The organism is Bacillus sp. SRI_025 (assembly GCF_057592095.1).
Map to the genome: position 1 here is coordinate 835,439 of NZ_JBYEGB010000001.1, position 26,004 is coordinate 861,442.

Annotated in this window: 23 protein-coding genes; 5 read left to right on the top strand and 18 right to left on the bottom strand. The window is 39.1% G+C overall.

The genetic code is table 11. The features are described from left to right. Positions 1-31: 31 nt before the first annotated feature. Positions 32-1,909 carry a beta-glucoside-specific PTS transporter subunit IIABC gene (locus AC20OE_RS04250; protein WP_487268492.1) on the bottom strand — a complete coding sequence of 626 codons (1,878 nt, stop codon included), beginning with the start codon at positions 1,907-1,909 and terminating at the stop codon, positions 32-34. 359 nt (positions 1,910-2,268) lie between these two features. Further along, positions 2,269-2,745 carry a YxiF family protein gene (locus tag AC20OE_RS04255; RefSeq protein ID WP_099663862.1) on the bottom strand — a complete coding sequence of 159 codons (477 nt, stop codon included), beginning with the start codon at positions 2,743-2,745 and terminating at the stop codon, positions 2,269-2,271. Positions 2,746-2,990: 245 nt separating this feature from the next. Between AC20OE_RS04255 and AC20OE_RS04260 the strand changes: the two genes are divergently transcribed. Continuing rightward, complete coding sequence (locus AC20OE_RS04260) at positions 2,991-4,079, top strand: NAD(P)-dependent alcohol dehydrogenase (RefSeq protein ID WP_099663850.1); 1,089 nt, start codon at positions 2,991-2,993, stop codon at positions 4,077-4,079. Between the two features lie 181 nt (positions 4,080-4,260). Next, entirely contained in the window at positions 4,261-5,721 is a 1,461-nt protein-coding gene (locus AC20OE_RS04265; protein ID WP_099663851.1) for an aldehyde dehydrogenase family protein, read from the top strand. Between the two features lie 40 nt (positions 5,722-5,761). Here AC20OE_RS04265 and AC20OE_RS04270 read toward each other — a convergent pair whose 3' ends face one another. The 4 genes from AC20OE_RS04270 to AC20OE_RS04285 form a co-directional block, all read right to left on the bottom strand. Further along, positions 5,762-6,223: a pyridoxamine 5'-phosphate oxidase family protein gene (locus AC20OE_RS04270; protein WP_099663852.1), complete on the bottom strand. Its 462-nt coding sequence runs from the start codon at positions 6,221-6,223 to the stop codon at positions 5,762-5,764. A 127-nt stretch (positions 6,224-6,350) separates the two neighbouring features. Next, positions 6,351-6,575: a non-oxidative hydroxyarylic acid decarboxylases subunit D gene (locus AC20OE_RS04275; protein ID WP_047202077.1), complete on the bottom strand. Its 225-nt coding sequence runs from the start codon at positions 6,573-6,575 to the stop codon at positions 6,351-6,353. Then, a complete protein-coding gene (locus AC20OE_RS04280; RefSeq protein WP_047202078.1) occupies positions 6,575-8,002 on the bottom strand; it encodes a non-oxidative hydroxyarylic acid decarboxylases subunit C in 1,428 nt (475 codons plus the stop codon). Before AC20OE_RS04280 ends, AC20OE_RS04275 begins: the two co-directional genes overlap by 1 nt. Positions 8,003-8,227: 225 nt before the next feature. Beyond that, on the bottom strand, positions 8,228-8,797 hold the full coding sequence (locus AC20OE_RS04285; protein ID WP_099663853.1) for a non-oxidative hydroxyarylic acid decarboxylases subunit B: 570 nt from the start codon (positions 8,795-8,797) through the stop codon (positions 8,228-8,230). Between the two features lie 132 nt (positions 8,798-8,929). On the opposite strand from AC20OE_RS04285, the gene AC20OE_RS04290 reads away from it, so the two are divergent. Continuing rightward, positions 8,930-9,832: a LysR family transcriptional regulator gene (locus tag AC20OE_RS04290; protein ID WP_099663854.1), complete on the top strand. Its 903-nt coding sequence runs from the start codon at positions 8,930-8,932 to the stop codon at positions 9,830-9,832. 75 nt (positions 9,833-9,907) lie between these two features. Here the strand turns inward: AC20OE_RS04290 and AC20OE_RS04295 are convergent, their stop codons facing one another. From AC20OE_RS04295 to AC20OE_RS04310, 4 genes are all read right to left on the bottom strand, one after another. After that, on the bottom strand, positions 9,908-10,699 hold the full coding sequence (locus AC20OE_RS04295) for a family 1 glycosylhydrolase (protein ID WP_257218435.1): 792 nt from the start codon (positions 10,697-10,699) through the stop codon (positions 9,908-9,910). Between the two features lie 119 nt (positions 10,700-10,818). After that, the gene (locus AC20OE_RS04300) at positions 10,819-12,057 is read right to left on the bottom strand and encodes a TerD family protein (protein WP_099663855.1); all 1,239 of its coding nucleotides are present in this window, start codon (positions 12,055-12,057) and stop codon (positions 10,819-10,821) included. 374 nt (positions 12,058-12,431) lie between these two features. Further along, positions 12,432-13,871, bottom strand: a complete 1,440-nt coding sequence (bglA, locus tag AC20OE_RS04305; RefSeq protein ID WP_099663856.1) for a 6-phospho-beta-glucosidase BglA — start codon at positions 13,869-13,871, stop codon at positions 12,432-12,434. Between the two features lie 9 nt (positions 13,872-13,880). Then, a complete protein-coding gene (locus tag AC20OE_RS04310) occupies positions 13,881-15,779 on the bottom strand; it encodes a beta-glucoside-specific PTS transporter subunit IIABC (RefSeq protein ID WP_487268497.1) in 1,899 nt (632 codons plus the stop codon). 155 nt (positions 15,780-15,934) lie between these two features. On the opposite strand from AC20OE_RS04310, the gene AC20OE_RS04315 reads away from it, so the two are divergent. Then, positions 15,935-16,645, top strand: a complete 711-nt coding sequence (locus tag AC20OE_RS04315; protein WP_039182781.1) for a GntR family transcriptional regulator — start codon at positions 15,935-15,937, stop codon at positions 16,643-16,645. 50 nt (positions 16,646-16,695) lie between these two features. Here AC20OE_RS04315 and AC20OE_RS04320 read toward each other — a convergent pair whose 3' ends face one another. Both AC20OE_RS04320 and AC20OE_RS04325 read right to left on the bottom strand, forming a co-directional pair. Continuing rightward, positions 16,696-17,679 carry a hypothetical protein gene (locus tag AC20OE_RS04320; protein ID WP_372555844.1) on the bottom strand — a complete coding sequence of 328 codons (984 nt, stop codon included), beginning with the start codon at positions 17,677-17,679 and terminating at the stop codon, positions 16,696-16,698. 130 nt (positions 17,680-17,809) lie between these two features. Then, on the bottom strand, positions 17,810-19,993 hold the full coding sequence (locus AC20OE_RS04325) for a hypothetical protein (RefSeq protein ID WP_099663857.1): 2,184 nt from the start codon (positions 19,991-19,993) through the stop codon (positions 17,810-17,812). Between the two features lie 241 nt (positions 19,994-20,234). Between AC20OE_RS04325 and AC20OE_RS04330 the strand changes: the two genes are divergently transcribed. Continuing rightward, positions 20,235-21,131: a PhzF family phenazine biosynthesis protein gene (locus tag AC20OE_RS04330; RefSeq protein WP_099663858.1), complete on the top strand. Its 897-nt coding sequence runs from the start codon at positions 20,235-20,237 to the stop codon at positions 21,129-21,131. Positions 21,132-21,171: 40 nt separating this feature from the next. On the opposite strand, the gene AC20OE_RS04335 is transcribed toward AC20OE_RS04330, so the two are convergent. The 6 genes from AC20OE_RS04335 to AC20OE_RS04360 all read right to left on the bottom strand — a co-directional run bounded on the left by AC20OE_RS04335 (position 21,172) and on the right by AC20OE_RS04360 (position 25,901). Beyond that, entirely contained in the window at positions 21,172-22,047 is an 876-nt protein-coding gene (locus AC20OE_RS04335) for a LysR family transcriptional regulator (protein WP_487268500.1), read from the bottom strand. 8 nt (positions 22,048-22,055) lie between these two features. Beyond that, positions 22,056-22,562: an LURP-one-related/scramblase family protein gene (locus AC20OE_RS04340; RefSeq protein ID WP_487268502.1), complete on the bottom strand. Its 507-nt coding sequence runs from the start codon at positions 22,560-22,562 to the stop codon at positions 22,056-22,058. A 105-nt stretch (positions 22,563-22,667) separates the two neighbouring features. Beyond that, a complete protein-coding gene (locus AC20OE_RS04345) occupies positions 22,668-23,009 on the bottom strand; it encodes a darcynin family protein (RefSeq protein ID WP_039183409.1) in 342 nt (113 codons plus the stop codon). Positions 23,010-23,079: 70 nt separating this feature from the next. Then, positions 23,080-23,670: a Crp/Fnr family transcriptional regulator gene (locus AC20OE_RS04350; RefSeq protein ID WP_059375764.1), complete on the bottom strand. Its 591-nt coding sequence runs from the start codon at positions 23,668-23,670 to the stop codon at positions 23,080-23,082. Positions 23,671-23,819: 149 nt separating this feature from the next. Continuing rightward, entirely contained in the window at positions 23,820-24,668 is an 849-nt protein-coding gene (locus tag AC20OE_RS04355) for an MBL fold metallo-hydrolase (protein ID WP_059375762.1), read from the bottom strand. Between the two features lie 66 nt (positions 24,669-24,734). Continuing rightward, positions 24,735-25,901, bottom strand: coding sequence for an MFS transporter (locus tag AC20OE_RS04360; RefSeq protein ID WP_099663859.1), 1,167 nt, complete (start codon positions 25,899-25,901; stop codon positions 24,735-24,737). Between the last annotated feature and the right edge of the window lie 103 nt (positions 25,902-26,004).

The window sequence follows — 26,004 nt, forward strand, 5'->3', positions numbered from 1 at the left end:
TATCACCTTCCTGGATACATTCAAAATCGATTTATAAGACCGTTAAAAGTGGCTGCTGATGACCAGAAACAGGATTCGTTTTTCCCTCTTGGGGTAAAATTTCTAAATAATCAGCTGTATTTGTAATAATGACTGGTGTTGTTGTATCATAGCCAGCCTTTTGTATATTCTGTTGATCAAATTCAATCAGAAGTTGACCTTGTTTCACTGTATCACCTTTTTGAACATGTGAAGTAAAATATTGTCCATTTAAGTTTACAGTATCAATACCAATATGAATCAGAACTTCCACACCAAGGTTGGATTTTAAACCAATGGCATGATTTGTATGGAAAATCATTTCTACTTGTCCATCAAAAGGAGCAAATACTTTCCCTTCAGTAGGTTGAATCGCTGCCCCTTTCCCCATCACTTCTTCAGAGAATACTTTATCATTCACTTTTGCTAAAGGAATGATGTCTCCTTTAATTGGTGCATAAATGACTTCACGATTTCTTGTGCTTTCTGATGTGGAAACAGGCTCATTTTTCTTCTCGATGTTTTCAGTTTCTGCATCTTTAAAGCCGATGATGTAAACAGCAATAAACGCAACGACCGCTGAAACGACTGCACCAATAATGGCAAACGTAAAGTTTGAAGTCCCTTTTTCAATGAAAATCGGCATTGTTGCGATACCAGGTGAAACCATGACAAACGCCTTTAGCTTAATCAATCCAACAAAAATACCTGAAACCCCTGCTCCAATCATACATGCGAGTAATGTTTTCTTAAGTTTTAAATGAACGCCGTATAATGCAGGTTCTGTTATACCAAATAAAGCAGAAATTCCTCCGGACATCGCAATTTGTTTTAACTTAGGATCTTTGGTTTTAAATGAAACAGCCAAAGCACCTCCACCTTGCGCAAAGTTCGCTGCTAGCATAGCGACCCCAATGAGAGCATCGTATCCTGGTGAAGCAAGGGACGCGATAACAACTGGATAGAACACCTTCTGCATCCCAAACATGACGATAAAAGGTAAGAAAACGGCTAAAATCGCAACAGCTGCCCATCCCGCAGTTTGCTGGATCCATAAGACCCCTGCGGCTAAGCCTGCACCAAGATACATACCGAGCGGCCCTAAAAACAGTAAACCAATCGGAGCGACAATAATCATCGTAATTAAAGGAACCATAAAGATTTTGACAGGTCCCGGTGATAATTTATCTGCCAGCTTTTCTACATATGACATCAGCCAAACAATGAGTATGATCGGAATAACCGATGCACCATAAGAAACAGCTTTTAGTGGGATGCCCGCAAAGACAACTGGATCACCACTGCTAAACAGGGCTGTTAAGTTCGGATGTAACAAAACTCCAGCCAAAGCCATTGATACCATAGGGTTTGTGCCAAATTTTTGTGAGCTTGTATAGGCTAACAAAATTGGCAAGAAGAAAAACGCTGCATCTGAGATGATTTTCAATACCAAATAGGTTTGGCTGTCTTCTTTCATCAAGTTCAGCATCGGCAATAAAATTAATAGAGCCTTCAACATTCCTGCACCAGCGATCGCAGGGATGATCGGTGCAAAAATGCCAGTGATCAAATTGGCAAAACGATTGAAATATCCTTTCAAGCTATGATCTTTATTCTGTACAATCTGTCCGCTTGCTTCCGGATTTTGATCAATCAGTTTTGCAAACTCTTTATAAACATAACCCACATCATTTCCAATAATAATTTGATACTGACCTGCTGTATCTGCTACTTGAATGACGCCATCAAGACGGCTAATTTCTTCAGAGTTTGCGCGTGAAGAATCTTTTAAAGTCAGCCTTAATCTCGTCATACAGTGGATGGCATTTTGAACATTTTCGCTTCCGCCAATATGTTTTAGAATGTCTTGAGCTAAGTCTTTATGATTCATTAAAGTCACCGCTTTCATTTTTGATTATAGGCGCTCAGGGAACAAAAAAAGACCTGGATTGGGTGGGAATATACAAATACAGATATCCCATCCAATCTAGGTCTTGCCTGCCGAACAGTAACACGCCTTATTGAATGTACGCATTATTCTATTTTTAAATTTTTATCGTTTCATGAAACCGCTTTTAACATGTTAATATCTTTATAGTAATTAATTATCTTCACAAAAGCAATGTTTTTTCTCGAAAAACAATAATAAATTGATTAAATATAGATCAAAGAGCACTGTTATATCATCTAATCGTACCTATTGAAAATGAATGGTATTGTCATGCTCTTTCTAATAAAGACCGTCTAAACTTAAAGTCCCCAAGTACTTAACTCATAAAAATATTCCGTCCGTTCAATGCATAATCCAAAATGAAGATCCTCTGTGACTAACATAAAATCTCCATATCCAATTGAAAATTTCGTTTGCTCAAGAAGCTGGTTTAAATGGCTAAACACTTCGTTCACGTTTACTAAAAGAGCTTCAATTTCATGCTCTCGAAAAAACATGATTCTAGCTTCTTTGGGATAACGTTCTGCATTCTTGACCAATTCCTTTAACATTTGTGTAGATTTTTTTATATGTTCTCGATAGTTATCCCCATGTATTTGAATCTTATTTTCTCTTGCATAAAGGAAAGCAAACACCTTCTGACAAAACAATTGATTTTCTTCGATATCTAAAAAGGGGTGTTCTGGAAGTGTCATGTAGCTCAATTCGTTCATTAAGTGCTTTCTTCTGCTTTTTCTTTTTAAGGTTTCGATTTTTGTTTTTCTGTTGTTATTCATAAAAATCAACTTAACAATCCTTGTTTTTTTATACTATCATCACAAGAATTATCTAATAAAACAATCCATTTGTTCAAATTAGGACTTTTTTCTCAAACGGGTACAACCCTTACCACGCTTTCATCGTAACCCTCTTCTTGTCAATTAACCGGAAATCAATCACTTGTAATCTAAACAGTTACAGCATATAATTTCTCTGATTTCTTAATTCACATTAAGAAGAGTTCATAAAAGGGGGCTTTATGATGGAAATTAAGGCGGCTGTCATTGAAAAACAAGGTGAAGATTTTGTATTTGAACAACTAAAGCTAGAAAACCCAAAAAGTAATGAAGTATTAATTAAAGTGGTAGCAACTGGAGTTTGTCATACAGATGCTGTCGCTCGCGATATGGGATTATCACCCTTCCCTGTGGTTTTAGGCCACGAAGGAGCTGGAATTGTAGAAGCTGTCGGAGATGGTGTCAAGTCCGTTAAAAAAGGAGATCATGTTGTCTTATCATTTGCTTCTTGTGGAGAATGTGAAAACTGTTTAGCTGCACATCCTACTAGCTGTATGCGGTTCAATGAACTAAATTTTGATGGCAAGATGGAAGATCATACAAACAGAATACACAAACACAATCATGCAGTTTCTACTTTCTTTGGACAATCTTCATTTGCCACATATGCAGTTGTTAACGAACGAAATGTCGTTCAAGTAGAGAAAGATGTTGATTTGGCTCTTCTTGGACCATTAGGTTGTGGAATCCAAACAGGAAGTGGAACCGTTTTAAATAAATTAAAACCTGAATTTGGTTCGACAATTGCTGTATATGGCTGTGGAGCAGTCGGATTAAGTGCCATTATGGCTGCGAAAATTGCAGGCTGTAAACAAATCATTGCGATAGATGTACATGAAAACCGATTAGCACTTGCCAAGGAATTAGGTGCTACAGATGTCTTTAATGGAGCAAAAGTAGATGCTGTACAAGAAATTAAAAAAATAACAAACGGTGGAACTAATTATGCTGTTGAAACAACGGGTGTACCACCTGTTGTTCGTCAATCATTACATGCTCTAAAGCCGCTAGGTGTGTCCGCAGTTGTTGGAGTCACACCAAAAATGGAGTTTGATGTCCATAACGATATCATGGCTGAAGGTAAGACATTAATGGGTGTGATTGAAGGCGATGCAGTTCCTAAGTTATTCATTCCGAAACTTATTGATTTCTATAAAAAAGGGTTGTTCCCATTTGATAAGCTAGTGAAATTTTATGAATTCGAAGATATCAACCAAGCCTTTGCTGATTCGAAATCTGGTGCCGTTTTAAAACCGATTGTGAAAATTAGCTGAACATGACAATCAAGAACCTTCCACTCTGGAAGGTTCTTTTGTTCATCCTAGCCTATTAAAGTTCGAGGAATAAGATACTTAATAGGTATTTTCTTTATACAAAATGGATATTTCCCCTCTTAATATATCATCATTATAATTAAATAATGGCTGAAATTGATAGACACAAGGGGGAATCATTGTGGATGTATTCGCAAAAAAAATAAATCAATATATTGATGGACAATGGAGAAAAGGTTCATCAAATAAAATTCAGAAAGTTTATAACCCTTATACTTCAGAGGTCATTGCTGAAGTAAATATAGCTTCAGAAGAGGATATTCACGCAGCCTATCAAGCTGCAAAAGAAGCTCAAGAACATTGGGGAAAAGTATCAGCTTCTAAAAAGGTGAGCGTGCTTGAAAAAGCATATCAGTTCTTTGAAAAACATAAGGATGACATACTAGAAACGCTCTGTAAAGAAGCAGGGAGTTCCTTCGTGAAAGCCAATATCGAACTCGAAGCTACCATGAATGTTTTGAAACAATCAATGGATTATCCACACCAACTAGAAGAGAGATCAGAGCTTCCTGCTTTAATAGAAAACAAAACAAATTATGTCTATCGAGCACCTATAGGGGTAGCTGGTATTATCAGTTCATTTAATTTTCCTCTTCACTTATCTATGCGCTCTATTGCTGTTGCAATTGCTACAGGAAATTCAGTTGTACACAAACCAGACATGCAAACAGCATTATCAGGTGGTGTCGTCATTGCAAAAGCGTTTGAAGATGCTGGTTTGCCAAAAGGGGTTTTCAACTTAATCCTGACCAATACAAAAGAAATTGGAGACTCATTTATCGAACATCCCATTCCAAAAATCATCTCTTTTACAGGTTCAACTGGCGTTGGGCGTCATATTGGTTCAATTGCGGGGAAAAACCTGAAACGAACAGCCTTAGAGCTTGGTGGAAACAATCCGTTTATTGTATTGGAAGATGCAGACATTGACCAAGCGATAAACGCTGCAATTTTCGGTAAATTTTTACACCAAGGGCAAATTTGTATGATTATTAACCGCATTCTCGTTCATCGTAATCTTTATGATACCTTTATTGAAAAGTACACTGCAAGAGCAGCTTCATTAAAATGTGGGAACCCAGTAGACCCTTCTGTAGTGATTGGGCCTCTCATTAATGAGAAACAAGCTGATCATGTCATGTCGATCATTGAAGAAGGAAAAAATGAAGGTGCTAAATTAGTGTTAGAAGGAAAAAGAGAAGGAAATCTGATCACACCGTTTGTATTTGCAGATGTCAATAACGACATGAAGATTGCACGCAGTGAGATATTTGGTCCAGTTGTTTCTATCATTCCTTTTGACAATGAGGAAGAAGCCATCCATTTCGCAAACGACAGTGAATATGGTTTAAGTGCAGGTATCTTTACAGAGAATATTGAAAAAGGGATTACATTAGCAAGACGCATTGAAAGCGGAATGGCTCATGTGAACGATCAAAGCGTAAATGATGATAGCCTGGCGCCATTTGGCGGGGAAAAGGCTTCTGGAATTGGTCGCTTTGGAGGCCAATGGGCTCTAGAAGAATTCACCCGAATCCAATGGGTTTCTGTACAAAATCAACCAAGAAAATATCCTTTCTAAGAGAAAAAAGGGATGGGCTTAACTAAGCCATCCCTTTTACTTATTCTTTCATTTCTTTCACTGTTTGTTCCCAGCGTTCAATGACTTCTTTCTCATTGAATAAGTCGATGTTGATGCCGGAGATTATTTGTGCATATTTTGCTACATCTTCCCTAGCTAAAACAACCTGAGCAGAGAATCTTTCTCTTACATAATGGCTGTCAGGCGTCTTATCTAGCCTTTTCAAAAACAGTCTAATATAGTGAACCTTTCCTTGACATACCATTACCAAAGTCGCTTTCTGTGTACGAATGATATTGGATGTAGTCGTTGTATTTGGCCATAAACCAATTCTTAATTCTTGGCAGTTTAATGCAACAATTTCCCCCACACTAATCATCGCATTATGTGGCCAGCCATCCTCTCCTACAGTCATTAACATCATCGCTTCATGCTGTTTATCTGACAGCTTTTTTCCATTCAAGAATTCAAATACCTCAGGAGACAATTCCGTTTTACACATGCTAACACCACCTTACCTTCACCTATTAGACGATACTGAGCCAAGATTCATTAGACAATCTATCGTTACTTTTTTTACTAAATAAGAAGATCTCTAAGCGGTATATAGAGATCTTCTTATTTTTACATTAATCTATTAACTTTGGGATTGGAGGAATTTGATCTAACTCTTTAAATTTAGTTGCATCCAACTTGAAACGTTTATCATATTTTTCGGGGTCTGTGATATTAGGACCTTCTGTATTTCTCCAAGATAGGGTACAAGTATCGCAAATATATACTTCCCAAGCATCCTTAACAGGAGATTTTGTTAATAAGCTTACTTTTTCAGATTCACATCTCGGACACTTCATTATTTATTTCCTCCCTTTTTTATTAAATCACGGAGAATGGCAGACCATTCTTCTGCTTTTTCTGGCGTAGCCAAAAGTTCAGTATCTCGTGCAATATCAGGTGCAATCGGAGTTGTCGCATCAATGACTAGCTTTGTGTGCATACCAGCAGGGTCAGAAGATGGATCTAATGGCATTCCAGGCGCATATGGAATTTTGAACACATCTTTGTCTGGACGTACCCGAGTTGTTAATGCCCACATCACTTGTTCTAAATTAAACGGATCAACGAATTCATCTACGATAATCGCTATTTTCGTATAAGGCATTCCATGAGGAGTGGATAATAGCCTCATCGCAACCGCCTTACCGTATCCACCTAACCGAGATTTTGTCGATACAATCGTTCCTATACCGTGTGTATACATTGCGTTTACTGCCTCAACTTCTGGGAAGTCACGCTTTAACTGTTTATACAATGGTAAACTTGTATTTAAAGCCATTAAATAATCAATTTCCGTCCATGGCATACCTAAGTATAAGTTTTCAAAAATTGGATTTTGACGGTGAGTGATTTTAGTAATTTTTACAATCGGCTGCAAACGTGCTCCTGAATAACTTCCAGGAAATTCGCCAAATGGGCCTTCTATCTCTCTTTCACGAGGCATAATGTATCCCTCTAGAACAACCTCACTTCTCGCTGGAATATCTAATTGACCTTGCTCACTTTTCGTTAATTCAATTGCTTCTCCTTTTAAGGCTCCGGCAAAATCATATTCGGATTGAGCATATTCTATCGGTGTACTCGCCATAAAGCTCAAGACAGGATCGTTACCTAAGCAAATGGCAATTGGTAAAGGTTCATTTTTTTCTTCTGCATGTTTTAAATGAACCGCTATATCGTGAAATGGAAGTGGCTGAATTCCTACTTTATCTTTACCCTTTACTTGAATACGGTAAGTTCCGGCATTTTGTTCCTCATAGCTTTCAGGCTTATTTGGATCCTTACTAACCACAAGAGCTTTAGAAAGATAAAAGCCCGCATCGAATTCATTAATACGAAACAGTGGCAGCACATCAAATAAATTGATATCTTCCTCAATTACAACTTCTTTCACTGGTGCATCTTTTTTATCTACCCAAACAGGTTTAATCGGATATCTATCCCAAATTCTTTCTAGTTCGAAAAACTGTTCTTTAACCGGTGTGTTCTTGTCCATGTTAAGCATCAAGGCATGGTTTTGCCATGAACCGTGTACATTTAGGACAACAGGTGTTTTATATCCTTTCACTTTTTCTACAAGAACAGCTGGTGCATTCTCCATATCCGGGGCAGAACGGCCAATTGCGCTTAAATCTGGTTCAGGCATGACTTCATCCTTAATACGTACTAGTTGATTTTCTGATTCTAGTAAATCTAGAAACTCTCTTAAATCTCTATAGGACATGGGAAATCCTCCTATTCAGCAATTTTTATGTGATGTGTTTTCCCTTACATCACCATTGTACGCCCCATTTTAGGATATTAAAAATATCTATTAAATATTTAAATTATACCTTAAAAGTATGCTTTTTAACTAAAATGAAGTTCAACATGAAAATCAAATACAAAAGGTTCGTCCTAAAAGGACGAACCTGATTGAAAAAGCCTCTCAAATCATCTTTTGATCAGCTTACTTCGCTTTTTGTATACCTTCCCATCTCTTAGCATCTGATAATTGAATACCAAACTGATCTAAGGCTCTGTAAACAATGTGGTTAACAATATCATCAATCTGTTGAGGATGATTATAAAAAGCAGGCATTGGAGGGAAAATGATAGATCCCATTCTTGATAAAGCCAACATATTTTCAAGATGAATATCATTAAGAGGTGTTTCACGGGTCATCAATAACAATTTTTTTCTCTCTTTTAAAATGACATCAGCAGCTCGCGTAACAAGATTGTCTGCCAGCCCCATTCGAATTGATGCAAGAGTTTTCATACTACAAGGTGCCACAATCATTCCATCTACTCTAAAAGATCCGCTTGAAATTTTCGCACCTAAATCCTTATATGAATATGTGAAATCAGCTAATTCTTCAACATCCTTTACTGTGTAAGATGTCTCAACATTTATGGTTGCGGCTGCCCATGAAGACATGACCAAATGAGTTTCAATATCTGTGTGTTTGAGAATTTCTAGAAGACGAATACCAAAAATGGCTCCTGTAGCACCAGACATTCCAACAATAATCTTCATATACGCTTCACCTTCTTTAATATTAATGATTCATATCTCTAAATAAAGTATACTCTCCAGTTTAATATATTGATAATATTCATATTGTTTATATATAATACTTACAAAGTATAAAAAGACAGGAGAAGACATATGGATATTCGACAACTGCGATATTTTATAGCCATTGCAGAACAAGGTACAATCTCTAAAGCTGCAGAATCCCTGCATATGGCTCAGCCGCCACTTAGCAGGCAATTAAAAATGATGGAAGATGAATTAGGTGTTGTTTTATTTGAAAGGAATAAAAAGAAGAAAGTCACTCTAACCGCTCAGGGAGAACTATTTTTAAAAAAGGCTAGAGAAATAGTTTATAGCATGGAGGATGCTATTCATCAAATTAAAGAATTTAGTGAGGAAATAAGCGGGACTCTTTCAATTGGTTCTACTATTTATTGTGCACCGATTTTACTTTCAGCTCTTACCGAATTTAGGAAAAAGCATTCGCATGTTAAATTTAATATTTGGGAAGGAAACTCTGCTCACTTAATGACATTATTGAATAATCGGCAAATTGATGTTGCGATTACAGGAGGACCTTTTCCTAAAAAAGATATGAAAGTGAAAAGTTTGTATACAGATCCTTGTGTATTAGTTGTCCCTAAAGAATATAAGATAGATGAAAAAGAAATCAGCATACAAACACTATCTGACATTCCGCTTGTATTACTCCGTCCAACAGAAGGAGTAGGATTATTTGATCAAATTGTAGATACATTTCAACAGTTGGAATTAACGCCTAATATTTTATGTGAATGTCACGACTCTGCTATGTTATTCAGTTTAGTAAGAAAAGGATTTGGGGCGACAATCTTACCTTTATCCATGGTCAACCATCCACTTACGAAAGAATTTAAAAAGATCTCCATTCAAGATCATCCATGGATTTCAGATCCTTCATTAGTTTGGAGATCAAATAGCTACTTATCAGCTTCGACAAAAGAGTTTTTGAAGTTTTTTGAGGAACAGAGCAACTACACCGACTATTCAGTATAGAGGAGTCTGGGTGACTCCATACAAAAAAAACCGAACAAGCGATACCATGCTCATTCGGCTCTCTATTACCTATCTTTACACTTCTTCACCATTCGTTGCGATGACGTTTTGATACCAAGTAAACGAATCTTTTTTGAGACGCTTCATTGAGCCGTTCCCTTCGTTATAACGGTCAACGTAGATCATGCCGTAGCGTTTTTTCATTTCGCCTGTTGTGAATGACACGATATCAATGATCCCCCAAGGTGTGTAGCCGATGAGGTCAACACCGTCGTATTCTATTGCCTTTTTCAGCGCCTCGATATGAGAAGCGAGATATTGAATTCGTTCTGGATCGTGAATAGAACCGTCTTCTTCCACTTGATCAATGGCACCAAATCCATTCTCGACGATGAATAGCGGGATTTGATAGCGATCGTAAAAACGATTCAATGTATACCTTAAGCCTGTCGGGTCAATGGACCAGCCCCAGTCACTTGATTTGATATAAGGGTTATCTACACCATGCGGCAGGGCTCCGTTGACAATGTCTCCGTTGTGATCAGACACCGTATCACTTTCTGACAGAGCATATTCATCTTTTAAATTTTGATCAAGCTCTCTTAGGTCTTTGACCGTCTTTTTTCGTTCATCTTCCGCATCTTCTATTTTCTCATCAAAGGTTTGACTATCAAATACTTCTAGAGAAATGAGATCATCAATGTCTTGAAAAATCGTTTTGAGTGCCTTTTTTTGATCCTTTACAATGCTTTTGGCATTTTTGATGCCCATATGTACTGCGTTATCTAAAAAGTGTTCTTCTACAAAGGTATCGCCGCCAAAGTTTGTATCATCCAGTGTCCCAGAAACACCTCCATTATTGATCATAAAGTCTATTTTATGGTGGCTTTCAAAACGGAAAAATAGGCTAAATGACGTTTTCAATTTAAAGGTCAAATAAAATAAGCTAGACAATGCACTTTGCTCTGTCTAGCCATACATTCGTTTTATTTATAATCATTGATTGGTCCTTTATCCATCAAAACATCAATTTCATTAGAAGACTTCATTTTTAATTTAGGTCTGTGCTCGGAATTTGGTTTGCTGTAAAGCTCTAGCGGACGGATGATCACACCATCATTTGTATTTTGAAGCATACCCGGCACACAAGAATAAATTCGATCATTATCATTCGCATGTTTGGCATGAATTGTCACAGACGTTCCTTGGTGATTATCGATACTCATAGATACCCTATATCTATAAAAGGAACCTGTTCCGTTTGATTGTGCAGAATAAACAACCGGAACGATAGCAAGGATATCGTCATTTAACCGTAATTTAATGACTTCTGTTTTCATCGATTCACGGTCTCTACCGACATCTCCCATATGCTCTACAGCTCCGTTTCCGTAACTTTTAAGAGCAAGAACACCTTTTGCGCCAAACATGGCCACATCTATTTGTTTTCCTGACTTCGTATAGACCAATGCATAAATATCATAATCGGTTCCAGACTCCCAGGATACTGTAGCTGTAATCTCAGGCGTTTTTTCAATGATGATCGGTTTATGACCTTTGTCTAGACTAATTTTACCTTGAACTTTCTCTAAGCTAATTGGTGCAGCGACTTTCTCTTTAGCAGCTGGCTTCATTGGAGGAGCAGGCTCATCAATTAATTTTTCAGAAGTCATTTGAGGAGGTATAGAAACACCCTGTTCATCAGGTTCAACCTCTACCCCAAAAAGCTGACATAACCCTTCTAATCCAGAATCGAAGCCACGCCAGATGGATCGTGCTTTCGTTTCACCATTTCTGATATATAGCTCTACTACGACAATACCCTTTTCATTTGTAAAGCTTACTGGTGTAAGGTATAGTACCTCATCGCCTGTTTGAATTTCTGCTTGCAGATTCTTCACTTGAGAAAAACCAATTCCTTGATCCTCTGTTAGTGTAATCGCCACCTTTGTGATTCCAGTAGGCACTTTGCTCATATCAAAATTCAATTGATGTCTTTTCAACTGACCTGATATCTCTGCTGGTAAAAGTGTCGCGACACCCGTGGCACTCTCCGGCTGATTGTAAAAAATAATGCCATGATCTCCTTGAACTAGATCTGAATCTGTTAAGAGAAACGCTGTTAAAGAAATATCAATTGCAGATGATACTTCATAACTGATGGATACTTGTCCCTTTGGAGAGTTTAGTACGGTATTGGCACCCATTTGCAGAGTTTGATTCATTTCAACAACTCCTATTCTATATCTACCATTTATCGCTTTTATAGATCAATTATACCAAATGGTTTAGTAGAGCCTATTAATATCTTTATCTCATTTCAATCTCTGCCATGATATGAGACAATGCCAATTAAAAACAAACTACTCTCGAAAGGAGAATCAATGTGTATAAAAAAATCATTCCTGCTGTTATGGTGATATTCGGTTTTTGAATTCTTCTTCAAATTTCCTTGAACATTAAGATCTTTCACAATCCAATGAACTATTTTGTCGCTATTACTCTCTTTTTTCTTTGTATTCAGGCATTAATAAAACATAAACAATGAAAAACCCGAACAAGCATATACCACGCTCGTCCGGGCTTCTATTTTCCTTTATTACACTTCTTCACCATTCGTTGCGATGACGTTTTGATACCAAGTAAACGAATCTTTTTTGAGGCGCTTCATTGAGCCGTTTCCTTCGTTGTCGCGGTCAACGTAGATCATGCCGTAGCGTTTTTTCATTTCGCCTGTTGTGAATGACACGATATCAATGATGCCCCAAGGTGTGTAGCCAATAAGGTCGACACCGTCGTATTCAATGGCTTTTTTCAGTGCTTCGATATGAGAAGCGAGATATTGAATTCTTTCTGGATCGTGAATAGAACCGTCTTCTTCCACTTGATCTATTGCACCAAATCCATTCTCTACGATGAATAACGGGATTTGATAGCGATCGTAAAAACGATTCAATGTATATCTTAAGCCTGTCGGGTCAATGGACCAGCCCCAGTCACTTGATTTGATATAAGGGTTATCTACACCATGCGGCAGGGCTCCGTTGACAATGTCTCCGTTGTGATCAGACACCGTATCACTTTTAACCGTTGTCGACATGTAGTAGCTAAAGCCTAGATAATCCACTTTTCCTTTTCTTAAGCTTTCTTCATCGCCTTCTTCAAATGGAATGTGATAGCCTTCGCGTTCGAATTCTTTTAATGCATAGCTCGGATAGTAGCCGCGCACCTGTACATCTGGGAAGAAATAGCGCTGTCTCATATATTCCTCTGCCAGCATGACATCCTCAGGGTTTGAGGAATATGGATAGATTGGCACGTGAGACACCATCGCTCCAATTTGGAAAGCAGGATTGATTTCTTTTCCTTTGGCTACTGCCCATGCACTTGCAAGTAATTCATGGTGTCCTGCTTGATACATGACTTCTTTGGCATTTTCGCCTTCTTTGACTGATACCCCTGAATTTGTCCAAAGGAATAGTGGGTTGTTGACATCCATTTTGTTATTGATTTCATTAAATGTCATCCAGTATGTGACCTTGTCTTTGTATCGATTAAAGCATACTTCTGCGAATTTCGCGAAATACTCAGCGACTTTTCGGCTGCGGAACCCGCCGTACTCTCTTGCTAAATGGAGCGGCATCTCAAAGTGAGACAACGTAATCACAGGCTCGATGCCATGCTTGAGCAGTTCATCAAATACATCATCATAGAATTGTAAACCTGCTTCATTCGGTTCTGCTTCGTCTCCCTTAGGGAAAATCCGGCTCCAGCCAATCGATGTACGTAAACATTTTAAACCCATTTCGGCAAACATTGCGATATCTTCCTTATAACGATGGTAGAAATCGATCGCTTCATGGTTCGGATAAAATTTATCTTCTTCTATCGTTTCAGTTATTTGTCTCGGTACTCCATGAGCACCTGCTGTCATCACATCTACAACACTTGGGCCTTTTCCTGCTTCATTCCATCCACCTTCAAATTGATGTGCAGCTAATGCTCCGCCCCATAGAAAATCTTTTGGTAATGTCATTATTCATTCCTCCTATTTCACAATTGTGATCATGACGTCTGTTGGCTGACATGTCTCACGTTTCTCTACAATCACATCTTCGTACGCTTGTGTATTGGTGATGATGACTGGTGTGATTGTTTTTAATCCTTTGCTTTCAATGGCTTCTTGATCAAATGTCATCAACAAGTCACCCTTCTTCACCTTGCTGCCTTCTTTGATATGCAGAGTAAATGCTGAGCCATCTAGGGAAACCGTATCAATTCCTACATGAACTAGTAACTCCACCCCGAATTCTGAACGCAGTCCAATCGCATGCTTTGTTGGCGCAAGCATGACGACACTGCCGTCAAACGGTGCATACAGCTTGTTGTCTGTCGGTTCAATCGCAAACCCTTTGCCCATCGCCCCCGAGCTAAATACGGCATCTGGCACTTCAGATAACGGGATCACTTTCCCTGCAAGCGGTGCAGGAATGGTCTCTTCATTATTCATCGAACCATTCATTTTTTCTCCAACTTGCTCTTTATCAGACGTTGCACCGGCTGTCTGTTCCACTGTATCTTCCCCATAACCAAACATTTGAATAAGCACAACTGGTAAGATCAGCGCAATTGCGACACCAATCAATATGCCGATGATCGATGTTGGATAATCTGAACTAATTCCGTTTACAATCGTCAGTGGACCAGGCAACCCTGCATACGCAAAGTAATAAGGCGTAAAGAAGCTGGCAGCAATGGCACCGACCGCTCCAGATATACATCCGAAAATAAATGGTTTTTTGAAACGCAGGGTAACCCCATAAATCGCAGGCTCAGTAATTCCAAAGAGACCCGTGATTCCCGCTGAAACCCCGACTTTTCGTGTTTCGCGGTTTCTTGCTTTTAAAATAACCCCTAACACTGCGCCGACCTGAGCGATAACAGCGATGGTTTGATATGCCTGGAAGGAGTCACGTCCATATTGTTCAAAGTTGGCGAGCACCATTGGTGTGATGCCCCAATGAACACCGAAAATGACAAGCACTTGCCAGAATCCTCCGATAATAGCACCTGCTAAAGCTGGGACATTTTCCGCTAAAACATTGTATCCGTTTGCAATCCCATTTGCACCGGCTGTCGAAAGAGGACCAATTAATAGAATCGTTAACGGAACCATGACAACCATGCAGATAAATGGGACAAATAACGGTTTGACCACCTCGTGAATGCGTTTGTTTAAAAATCTCTCTACATATGAAAGGATCCATACCAAGAATAGCGGCGGCAAAACAGATGACGTATAAACCGTTTCAGATAACGCTATGCCTAAAAAAGTAACGCCTTCCCCTGATGCCACGCGTCCAGCAATCTCCGTCCAAGCTGGACTGACAAGCGCTGCTGTACACGCTACGGCGATATACATATTCGTTTTAAAATGCTTGGCTGCTGTGATGGCGATAAAGATAGGCAAAAACGTAAACGGCGCCCATGAAATAAAGCTAAAGACTTCATACGTTCCCGTTTTCGAGAAGCTTGGAAATAATAAATTAATGAGGATAAGTGCACCTTGTAAAATACCTGCTGCTGCCAAAATATACACAAATGGCGCAAACACAGCAGACATGGTCGCGATGACACGGTTCAGCACCGTTCCCTTGTTTTCATTTGGCTGATCATCATCAGACGGCTGCAGCTGAACAAGGCTTGAAAAATGCTCATATACCTCACCAACATGCTGACCGATAACGACCTGAAATTGACCGCCATTTTCCACCACGGTAATGACGCCAGGCATCGCATTGACTGCTTCCTTTGCCTTTGGATTCGAACGTTTCAAGACCAAACGCAGCCGCGTGGCGCATCTTGCAGCACTCACCACATTTTCTTCTCCGCCAACTGCCTCTAAGATGTCTTCTGCAAGCTTTTGATAGTCCCTCACTTTTGACATATAAAACCCCCCTTTATCACTACTAGTATATGTACATTATAATTATACCGGTACAATTTATCAATACATATATAATTTTAGATAGCATATCAAAGGAAATTAGGTATGTGCTATAATACAAAGACAATAAATCGTGAAAACAAAGAGGAATAGCCATGTTAAAGTATCAACAAATTGCGAGCGATATTGAAAAATATATTGTCACCCATGAGATGCAACAAGGAGATAAGCTCCCTGTACTCGAAACACTCATGAGTCAATTTGCTGTGAGCAAAAGTACCATTATCAAATCGTTAGAATTACTCGAAAAAAAAGGAATTATCTATCAAGTGAGGGGCAGCGGCATCTTTGTTCGAAGACACCGGCGCAAGGGATACATCAGCCTTTTATCCAACCAAGGGTTTAAAAAAGACTTAGAGGAATTTCAACTGACATCAGAGGTTTTAATGCTAGACACCATCAAACCGTCCGAAGAAGCTGCACTTAATTTGAACATTGAACAAGATGAAGATGTTTTTTACCTTAAACGCATTCGTTACATCAACGGACAAACCTTATGTTTAGAAGAATCCTATTACCGAAAAACGATTATTCCTTATCTCAACACAGAAATTGCCGCCGATTCTGTTTTTAAATTCGTCAGTGAAGGTTTGGGGCTCAAAGTCGGTTTCTCCGATATGTACTTACAAGTAGGCAAATTGAATGAAACCGAAGCGACGCACCTCGGCCTCAAACAAGACGATCCCGCCCTCCGCGTCGAGACGGTCTTTCACCTCACAAACGGCCAGCCCTTCGACTTTTCGAAAATCACATATAACTACACACAATCCCAATTTTTTATTCAAGCCAATAATTATTATGGGTGATGGACGGAAAAAGCCCCTCATAAACTGAGGGGCTTTTTGCAAATAACCTATCACTTGTAATAGTTATAATCATTGAACGTCGCGATCATATCTTCTTGTGTGCCTTTCTTCCCGCGATTTGTATTAAAATATAACGTTCCGTCATCAAAATCAACAGCTTCTATTTCAAAAAGAGTAAATGCACTGCTCGTAATTCGAAATGAAAGGTCTTTTCTAGTAAACAACTCTTTTGAAAAATCTTTTGCAGGTGTTTCCTTTTGCTCTTTCAGGATTTGATTGATATTTAATGGATATGTGAGAATGACACTCACATTAGAAGCCCCTCCATTGGAGTCTGGCTTAGATAATGGTACATATAATGTTCCTTGATAGAAAGAAATGCCTTGAAGAATGTACTTAGAAACATCCACCACTGATTGATTTACAATCGCTTTCGTATAATTTAATGTAAATGTTGCCTCATATTCAAATTGTCCTTTTTGGTCATTAAAATTCCCAATAAAAAAGCGATTGCCAGACCTGACAATAAACTTGTCCGCTCCAACAGAATATGTGATGCCGCTAATTGATAAATTCGCCCCTTGGTACTGAAGGACATAGGATTTAGCCACTTTGTACGTATTTTTCTTCGTGTTCACACTTAACTTCACTATCTTTTTTACATACTTTGCACCATCGGCCATAGGCGCTACATATAAGCTAACTTGCTCATCACCTTTTTGAGCTTTCACAGCTAAGTCATTAGCATGTCCTAAGTCATTACTAGTACTGTTGGTGTCAGAGTTTTTAAGGAGCTTAACAATTCTATTGCTTGAAGAGCTGTTCATTTTAATAGCGTACAATTGCGTCAAGTGATTTGACGTATTTATTTTTGCAGCATAAATCATATTATTATTACGATCTACAGCCATCCCTTGCATAGAAGTGTAGAACCCAGAACCGGACATTGCAGAATACGTTGTATATGTGTTGAAATATCCGGATTGTGCCTGAACAGTCACGGACCACATACTGCAGCAAAAGATGACAGCCATTAGGATAAAATACTGCAATTTTTTCAATATAAACACTCTCCTATCATTGGAATTTATATCGTTTGGCTTTTAAAAATAAAATCGTCACCATAGAAATGAATGACGATTTTTTTTAAATGATCATTAAACTCTACTTTTCAGCTTTAAACGCCTTTACCGTTTTACTACTTTCCGACATGCCTTTCCCAGTGACGGTGAAGTAGAGTTTTCCTCCCTTAGCGCCTAGTTGTTTGAAAGTGACTTTTACAACTTTGCCTTTAGTAGCTGTTGACTTCCCAATAAGCTTTCCCGAAGAATGATAGATTTTGACAACATCTTGATTGGTGAGTTTACTGACCGTAACCACGTCTTTTTTCTTTTTGTTGTTCACGATGTTGATTTGGTTGCTTTTTAACGAAGCAGACGGCTCACCTTTAAAAGAAATGGTTTGCTTTCCGCTTTCCAGCATCTTATCGCTGATACGCGTGATATACACTTTACCGCTCTTAGTCCCAACTTGTTTAACGTACAATTTGATGGACGAGCTGGTAGCTGGTTTTGATGCAGCTAGTAATTTCCCGCTTGTTGAGTAGACTTTAATTACATCTTTTTTCTTCAATTTACTCACTGTAATGATGTCATTTTTATTTTTAAGATTATTGATTTTGACTTGGCTGGCTTTTAAAGCATCTGACTTTTCACCCTGATAACGAATTGGTACTCGATTTCCCTCTTTTAAACCAGGCTCTTTTATACTGATATAAAGCGTTCCACTTGTTTGACCCAATTGCTTCAAGGAAATTGTCAGGTTCGAGCTAGATGCAGCCTGTTGGGCAATCGCTTTTCCACCAGAAGATTGTTTAAAAACTTTGATGACTGATTGCTTTTTGATTCCTTTTATCGTCACCGTATCATTTTTCCCTTTATTGTTCGTCACCTTCACTTGGGATGATGCAAGTGGAGATGTGACGACTTTTTTGACGGTGAAGGCTGGCAAGGCGACCTTTCTCTTTCCACTCTGCAACGTGATTGTTACTTTAGATCCTTGTTGTAATTTTCCCGTTTTCAATTTAAAATCTTTGCCCGGCGTAATGTTGAATGGTCCAAATTTCTTTTTCGTTGTGCTAGCGCTGAGTTTCGACATTGCTTTTATTGTGTTATTCGTTGAATCAGATTGCACCTCTACAATAGCTTGATCGCCAAACGTACTCATGCCATTAATGGTCTCACTTGAATCATCGATTTCTTCCACAAAAACTTTCTGTACATCTTCCTGAGATTGATCCGTTTCACTCGGATTATCAGCCATGAACGACTTGACTGTAATGAAGTCACCACCGATTAACTTTGAAACAGGAACATCATAGACGCCATTAGAGTCTGTCTGACCTTCCCCAATGACTCTTCCCTCTCCATCTAAAATATTGATCATACTTTCAGGAGTTGCAGTTCCGCCCACTGAAGTTGAAAGCTGAGTAAAAGGATCAATAGTCGGAGCGGTTGATCTCAGTTGGAAAGTGGTCTCATACAAAGCATTATCATAAGAAGGTTCCAACACTTGAAATTTACTTTGATTTAATGACTTTATTGTGTTTTTGTCTAAATTCAACTCAAAGTTGCCATCACCATCTGCAGTCATCGATTGAATGATGTCACTTGATTTTTGATTTTTAAAGACGATCTTTGCATAAGGAATTCCCGTTTGGCCTTTCACTGATTTAGACCATTTTGTCGTAGGAATAAGTGAGATTTTCTTAGGATTCACAATTTTTTTGTAAACGTCGATATTGCTGCCAGTCGTCATTTTCACTGTTAGGAATGTCCCTGCACTTAGGGCAGGCAGCTTCAAATGAATGGCATCATTGAATGTGCCTGAGGCAATTACTTTGCCATCTTTCACGACCTCTACTTTTGTGTTCTTCACAGTTTTCCCAGTTAACTCCTGAGAAGTATCATATATCGGATCTAATGAGCTAAAAGATTCCTTGAAAACATACACTTTGTTTGAAGAAAGCATTGTCCCATTTTGGTCATACGTATCTAACTCCGCCGTTTGACCTGAACTAATGTTCCAAGAAAACAACTTAAAGTTTCCATTACTATCTGCTTTTGCGTAGTGCATATATTTAGATTTCCAGTTACTCGGAACACCCCAATCTACGAATGCAACGATTGCGTTTGGCGCTGTTTTACCTGTCAGATAATTATCACCATATTGATAACGATCAACCGTTGTTTTCGTTCCACCCTCTGTGGCACTCACACTTTTTTGTATATGAAAACTCAACATCATCACACATAGAATAGAAGCTACTAATTTCAGGACCATTTTCATAAATATATCCTCACTTTTCCTATTAATGTTTTTATATACAAATATTATACATTTCATCTAGTATAGATACAAGAGTTAATAACATGACTAAAGACTTATCAAACTACCAATTTAATAGGTACAGTGAACCTCCTCTCTTACATGAACATCTCCGATTTAAAACATCAAAAAGATTCATTTTACGAATGCATCAAACAAACTTATGATAAACGTAACAAAAATGTATAGGAGGGTTCGTCAGATGAGAGACATTAGAGTGTATCATGTTGATGCGTTTACAACTGAGAAATTTGGAGGAAATGCCGCTGGGGTGGTGTTGGATGGTGAGTTTTTAACAGAAGATGACATGCAGAGCATCGCCAAGGAGTTGAATTTACCGGAATCCGTCTTCTTGCTGCCTGCCCATGATAAGGAAGCCGATTATCGGGTCAAATACTTCACGCCGACAGAAGAGGTCAATTTCTGCGGGCATGCAACTGTTGGTTTGACTTGGCTTCTGGCGACGGAGCTAGGGCTGGCTAAAGAGAGATCAGGGGTCGTGTTAGAAACAAAGATCGGCAAGGTTCCTGTCGTATGGCACGAAGAAAATGGCAAGGTCGTTGATGTGGAAATGACTCAGGTGACACCGAAGACGCGAGATTTTGTCATTGATTTAGAAGAGCTTAGTGACATGCTTGGTGTGAGCATTGACCGCATTGATCCATCCTTTCCTATCAAATTAGCAAACACCGGTAACTGGCATCTTCTTGTTCCGATGAAGGACCAACAGGACATTGATCAAGCAGCACCAAACTTAGCGGCTTTAGCTAGAATGAATAAAGAGCATGGCATCTCGACAACCCACCTTTATACGTTCCACACCTCAAAAGAATGCGATCTTTATACGAGAGATTTTGCACCTGGGATTGGTATACCCGAAGATCCTGTGACGGGGGCAGCAAACGGGGCATTGGCTGGATATCTTTATTTGGAGGGCATCATTTCTCAGCAAGAAATCACTCACCTGAATATTGCCCAAGGGGATGCCATCGGCAGGCCTGGCTTGCTTCGTATCACAGTCATTCCAAATGAATCAAAGCCGGTGATCAAAGTGGCAGGCGCAGCTGTCATCACGATCCGAGGCGTGTTGACTTTATAAAACACCAGCTTGAATGGGAGACCTCCTGTTCAAGCTGATTCTATTTAAAATGACTTTTGACCGTTTCAATCCATCTTTTCGCCGATGGGGAAGCTGCCTTGAACGATTTGAACGCCAGGTTGACCTCACGATAGACGTTCGTCTCCAATGGAATGACTTTCGTATGAGGTATGTGCGGCGGCAAAATTAATTTTGGAATGATTGTGACCCCTAATCCTTCTTGAACCATAGAAATGAGCGTATTGTTGTCTTCAATTTCAAACAAAACATGAGGCTTCACGCTGCCTCTTTCTTTTAACAGCTTCTTAACGAGTATGTTACAGCCCGCTTTCGGCATGATAAAGGCTTCATCATGTAACGAGTCAACTTCGATCACTTTCTTCGTATGAAAGCGATGATTCTCTTGTATGAGCACCACCAATTCATCCTGAAAAAGTGGTACGGTCTCAAATTCCCTCGATGACTGCGTTAAAAAACCAACATCAACCGTCCCTGAAGCAATCCATTCCTCAATCTCCTCATAACCACCTTCATATAACTCCAGCTTGATATGCGGATAGCATTGCGTAAAACGGTGAATAAGGCGTGGTAGAACATTTGAAGAAAAACTAGGAAATGTCCCAATCTTGATGCTCCCCACTTCCATCCCTTGAATTAGCGCCGCCTCCTGCTCAAGCAATGCCGCATGATGCAAGATTTGCCGGATATGAGGCATCACCCGCTCACCTGCGTCTGTCAATGACAGCCCGTTTCGATTCCACCGAAGCAGCACAATCCCGAGTTCCGACTCAAGCTTTGCAATATTATGACTCACCCCAGACTGCGTCAGCCCAAGCTTCTCCCCGGCTTTTGTAAAACTGCCGCATTCGACGACTGTTAGAAATACTTTGTATTGGAATGTGATCAGTGTGCTCACCTCACTTATTAATTCGTCGTGGCCGACGACGAAGACCTAGACGCTGCTTCATCAGCTTTCACACAATCAATCGCAACAACGAGCGCAATCATCACAGGCTCCATTTCTTCTTTCAAAATATCAACCTTATAGCTGTCACCCCAAGTAAACCATTCCTTCTTCACCTGACCGATCACTTCGCCGTTCTGGAGCACCTGGAAATTCATATCCCACCAGTTACCTTGTACTTCAATCCCAGCAGCATCAATTGAATATTTTGCTTTAAAAAACGTAAACTCTTTTTTAATCGTCAATACCTCTTGACCATCAACTTCTACTAAAAACTTCGGTAAAAAGGTAAACATTTTCTTCGTAATCACAGCGATTTCATCTCGTTCTGTATTCAAAATGGTAAACGTCTTTGGCATCTTCATAAAGCTGCCTTCGACCACATACACATCGTCCTCCTGCTGATCCTTTACCGTAAATCTGCCGCTCAGGCTAAATACTTTCTGCTTCATGTAAAGCTGTTTCATATGTACCTCCGATTCAGTTCAAAAATTTATCCGTTCTTACATTACCTCTGATTATACCAAAAAATAGAATGTACAAAAAACCACCTGATAGCAGGTGGTTTTCGATTACTGATCCATTTTCAGAGACTCTTTTTCATATGTTTGAAAAGCATTTTCCATTCCCATGATGACTTCTTTAATTTTGACATAACCACTTGTGTAAGGAATAGAATCCCTAATCTCTTCCCACATAAAATGATAGAACTTCAGGTCTTCCGTTTCACACATCACAAAATCTGTGTAATCTTTACCTGGAAGAGCTTCAGCATCAAAAAAGCGCACCGTCACATGTTCCTCATATTTCTGCATCAACTCTTGCAGCGAAGCCGCATGGGTTCTGCGCTCCTCTCGTGGTAAAGCAAGCCAAGATGGGTAGAACTCTAATAAAACAACCATCATATATTTCATCATCATACCCCCGATTCTTCTATGATGTGATGATTGTACGTCAGATCTAGAGATTGTGCATTAACATAGGTTAATGTTCAGCAGGATGAAGAAGCCTGCTCAGCGAAACCGGAGAAATACCAATATATGAGGCAATATGATATTGAGCGATACGTTGATGTAACCCGGGATATTTCAATAAAAACGCCTGATATCGCTCAATTGCCGGCAAATATAGCAGTTCCCTCTCACGCTCTTCCTTTCTCGTATACAGCCTCTCTACACTAACCCGAACAAACCGCTCCCACATATGACTTCTATCCATCAACATTTGAAGCAGATCATACGGAATTTCAATCACAATAGAATCCTCCATCGCTTCAATCGAATAAGGAGAAGGCTGCCCGTTGATCATACTTGCATAAGAAGTAGCAAAATCATCTTCCAACGTAAAAGCCACGTTGTACTCCCTTCCATCCGGTAACAAATAGAAGAGACGGAAGAGCCCCGTTATGCAGAAATAAGCGTGCTTCACAGGATCGCCAGCCTTGACCATGCATGTACCCGCTTTTAATTGTTTAATCGTTGTTCCATCTTTGAAGGCTTGCCAATGATTTTGTTCAATTGGATATTTGGATATTTTGGTTTTGAAAGTGTCGTATGGGTCAGTTATTTTGTCCATCTGTTTTTTACCTCCTAATAAGGAAAACTCAAGCCTACTTGGGGATTGTTTTTATTATCAATGCTCAAAATAAGTCTGTCACAATACGTGATGCAAAAAAAGTCTCGTTTGAGGGAAATCACTCAAATGAGACTTTTTTTAGTTATGATTTAATACCCATTTACAAAGTAAGCAATGGTTTCTAACTCATCTTCTTTCAGTTCTCTGTTCACATGTGCTTGATATTCACTCATGATTCTCTGCCGATCTCCACCACATCGATCAGTGAATTTCGCAATTATCCTAAGTTTGTCTGTTTCCTGACGAAACTCCTCTTTTGTCCACGGTCTTTGGTGTGAAGGAATATACGTATCGACATCAAAAGCATTTAACTCATCTAAAAGACGTAATATTTCTTTCACCGTATAATGGACTTTTTCGGCATACATTTTCGGATAAATGCAATCACCAAGAAAAAGGATTTTCTCTTCTTTCACATACACGATCACTGAATCTGCCGCATGATCGCCTCCAACATGCTGCACGATGCAAGTGACTCCGCCAAGATCAATCTCTATCCGACGGTCAAAGGTCACATCCGGTAAAACCACCTGAATATCTCGATGTTCCTGATATTCTTCTTTTATCGCCTTCGCGCAAAACTCAATCTCCGTTCCTTCCCTCACCCGCTCATCAATTGCCTCATCTGACCACGAAAACGGAACAAGCTCCTCTATTTCCTTTCTTGTCTGTGCAGAAGCAATTGAAACCGTATCAGGCAGCGCTGGCAGACCAAAAATATGATCCCAGTGCCAATGCGTGAGGACAACGAGATCGGGCGAAACGTTCTCATGCTTTAAAGTTTTTTGGATGAAATAATTCGCATGATCTTCTGAGTTGCCGGCATCGATCATTAATGTTTTGTTATTGCCTGCGACCATGCCTAGGATGGGGCGGTCGGTAAGTGATACTGGTGTGATGTACCAAAAACTCTGACCTATTTTTTTAATTGAGTGCAAAGGTGCTTCCTACTTTCTGTCATTATTTTTTAAATTGAATCACGTTTTTTCCCATCGTTCTACTGTTTAAGTATATCGAATTTCATTACTCGAAGTAGCACGCGAAGCCAATATTGTTACAATGATCGCGATTGCAACGCCTAAAGCACCTGCCCAAGTAACGGAAGATAGAGAAACCCTCTCTACAAAGATACCTCCAATAGCTGCACCTGCAGCCATAGCCAATTGCATCATTGACTGATTGAGACCTAATAGTATACCTGATGACTCTGGCTCCATTGTAGCTAAGTGATATTGTTGAGTCGGACCAGAAGACCATGCAGCAAATGACCATAATATTAAAATGAGTAATACTCCAACATAAGAATGAGTAACTAGTGAGAGCAATATGAGCATGATGACATGTAATGTCATTCCACTAATCAGAGTAAAATTCACACCCCATCGATCGGTACTAAATCCACCAAACTTTGACCCAACTAGACTAGCAATCCCGAATACGAGGAGAACTCCACTCAGCAATTTGCTGCTTACACCCGATATATTTAAAAGGTAAGGGGATAGATAGGTATAGGCAATTGAATAACCACCGAGCCAGAAAAAGGTGATGGCTAATCCTAACACTACTTTTGGTTTTTTAAAAAGAGCAAGTTGTTGAATTAAAGGTACAGGTTTATCCCCTTGGATTTTTGGAATCGTAAGAGAAATGATCACCATGGCTAATAATCCGAGTAAGGCTATTCCTCCAAATACAGCTTTCCAACCGAAGAAATCACTAGTCATTCTGCCCAGTGGGACTCCAATGATCAATGATGCTGTAAATCCCATTACTACAGTAGCAATAGCGGTACCTTGCTTACCTTTTGGTGCAATTTTTTCAGCAATTGTTAATGCAGTAACTACGACCATCCCCGCTCCAAGAGCCATAATAATTCTTGACACAATAAATAATTGATACCCAGGGAGGACGAATGCAAGAATATTACCTAGAATAAAAACGCTAAGTGAAAATAACATTAACTTGCGTTTATTCATTCCCGATGTTAAAGCCATTAATACTGGGGTGAAGATGGCATACACAAGAGAAAAAATCGTAATTAACTGGCCAGCTGCAGCTATTGTAATTCCTAATGATTCAGAAATATTATCCAAAATACCAGAGATGATATACTCTGATGTACCAACTAAAAAACTTACAATAGCTAAAATGTAAATATTTACAGTGTTTGACAATGTAGATCACTCCTTAAATATAATGCATTTACATATCTAGAATTGTTAATATGTATGGACAAAAAAACATATTACGATAAGTCGATTTGTATTTAATAAATGA

What these genes read in the sequence shown, in the direction of transcription:
- AC20OE_RS04250 (WP_487268492.1), bottom strand. Translation starts at nt 1,909, where the DNA reads ATGAATCATAAAGACTTAGCTCAAGACATTCTAAAACATATTGGCGGA.
- AC20OE_RS04255 (WP_099663862.1), bottom strand. Translation starts at nt 2,745, where the DNA reads ATGAATAACAACAGAAAAACAAAAATCGAAACCTTAAAAAGAAAAAGC.
- AC20OE_RS04260 (WP_099663850.1), top strand. Translation starts at nt 2,991, where the DNA reads ATGGAAATTAAGGCGGCTGTCATTGAAAAACAAGGTGAAGATTTTGTA.
- AC20OE_RS04270 (WP_099663852.1), bottom strand. Translation starts at nt 6,223, where the DNA reads ATGTGTAAAACGGAATTGTCTCCTGAGGTATTTGAATTCTTGAATGGA.
- AC20OE_RS04275 (WP_047202077.1), bottom strand. Translation starts at nt 6,575, where the DNA reads ATGAAGTGTCCGAGATGTGAATCTGAAAAAGTAAGCTTATTAACAAAA.
- AC20OE_RS04280 (WP_047202078.1), bottom strand. Translation starts at nt 8,002, where the DNA reads ATGTCCTATAGAGATTTAAGAGAGTTTCTAGATTTACTAGAATCAGAA.
- AC20OE_RS04285 (WP_099663853.1), bottom strand. Translation starts at nt 8,797, where the DNA reads ATGAAGATTATTGTTGGAATGTCTGGTGCTACAGGAGCCATTTTTGGT.
- AC20OE_RS04290 (WP_099663854.1), top strand. Translation starts at nt 8,930, where the DNA reads ATGGATATTCGACAACTGCGATATTTTATAGCCATTGCAGAACAAGGT.
- AC20OE_RS04295 (WP_257218435.1), bottom strand. Translation starts at nt 10,699, where the DNA reads ATGATCAATAATGGAGGTGTTTCTGGGACACTGGATGATACAAACTTT.
- AC20OE_RS04300 (WP_099663855.1), bottom strand. Translation starts at nt 12,057, where the DNA reads ATGAATCAAACTCTGCAAATGGGTGCCAATACCGTACTAAACTCTCCA.
- AC20OE_RS04310 (WP_487268497.1), bottom strand. Translation starts at nt 15,779, where the DNA reads ATGTCAAAAGTGAGGGACTATCAAAAGCTTGCAGAAGACATCTTAGAG.
- AC20OE_RS04315 (WP_039182781.1), top strand. Translation starts at nt 15,935, where the DNA reads ATGTTAAAGTATCAACAAATTGCGAGCGATATTGAAAAATATATTGTC.
- AC20OE_RS04320 (WP_372555844.1), bottom strand. Translation starts at nt 17,679, where the DNA reads ATGGCTGTCATCTTTTGCTGCAGTATGTGGTCCGTGACTGTTCAGGCA.
- AC20OE_RS04325 (WP_099663857.1), bottom strand. Translation starts at nt 19,993, where the DNA reads ATGAAAATGGTCCTGAAATTAGTAGCTTCTATTCTATGTGTGATGATG.
- AC20OE_RS04330 (WP_099663858.1), top strand. Translation starts at nt 20,235, where the DNA reads ATGAGAGACATTAGAGTGTATCATGTTGATGCGTTTACAACTGAGAAA.
- AC20OE_RS04340 (WP_487268502.1), bottom strand. Translation starts at nt 22,562, where the DNA reads ATGAAACAGCTTTACATGAAGCAGAAAGTATTTAGCCTGAGCGGCAGA.
- AC20OE_RS04345 (WP_039183409.1), bottom strand. Translation starts at nt 23,009, where the DNA reads ATGAAATATATGATGGTTGTTTTATTAGAGTTCTACCCATCTTGGCTT.
- AC20OE_RS04350 (WP_059375764.1), bottom strand. Translation starts at nt 23,670, where the DNA reads ATGGACAAAATAACTGACCCATACGACACTTTCAAAACCAAAATATCC.